Here is a 710-nt window from a genome sequence, read left to right on the forward strand (position 1 = left end):
GCGCACATCTGGTCGTAGATGATGACGGAGGCACCCTCGAGCTCGCGCAGTTCGCGCTGTACGGTATCGAGTGCATCGCGGTGGCGTACCGTGACACCTGATGCCAGATTGCTGACACTCGCGTATTTCTCGACGTCATCAGTCACCACGACGATGCGCTTTGCTCCTTCTGCGGCAAGCTCGCGCGTCATGCCCGGCACGTCGAGTTGACCGTCGACCGGTTGTCCTCCTGTCATCGCCACCGCGCTGTTGAACAGGATCTTGTAGGTGATGTTGACGCCGGCGTTGATCGATTGCCGGATGGCGAGCACGCCCGAGTGGTTGTAGGTGCCGTCGCCAAGATTGGCGAACATGTGCGAGCGCTTGCTGAACGGCGCTTGTCCCATCCAGGAAACGCCTTCGCCGCCCATCTGCGACCATGATGTCGTCGAACGATCCATCCAGACCGCCATCCCGTGGCATCCGATCCCGGCCGTGGCAATCGAACCGTCGGGCACGACTGTGCTGGTGTTGTGCGGACAGCCGGGGCAGAACCACGGCAGGCGGTCCGCGCTGCCTTTGGCGCCTTCGGCGACCGTACGCTCGGCGATCTCGATTTGAATGAGGCGAGCGTCCATGCGCGCGGCGACATCTTGGGGCACGCCCAGCTTCTTCAGGCGCCCGGCGATGACCCTGGCGACCATGGCAGGCGACAGATCCGCTTTGGCGCG

1 protein-coding gene is annotated in these 710 nt (G+C 63.5%); it reads right to left on the reverse strand.

Translation table 11 applies throughout. The annotated features are described in order from the left end of the window. Nucleotides 1-710 (reverse strand): thiamine pyrophosphate-dependent enzyme (locus tag AWB68_RS45805; protein ID WP_235028899.1); only part of this gene is annotated, 710 nt, incomplete at both ends.

The organism is Caballeronia choica (assembly GCF_001544535.1).
Lineage (GTDB): Bacteria > Pseudomonadota > Gammaproteobacteria > Burkholderiales > Burkholderiaceae > Caballeronia > Caballeronia choica.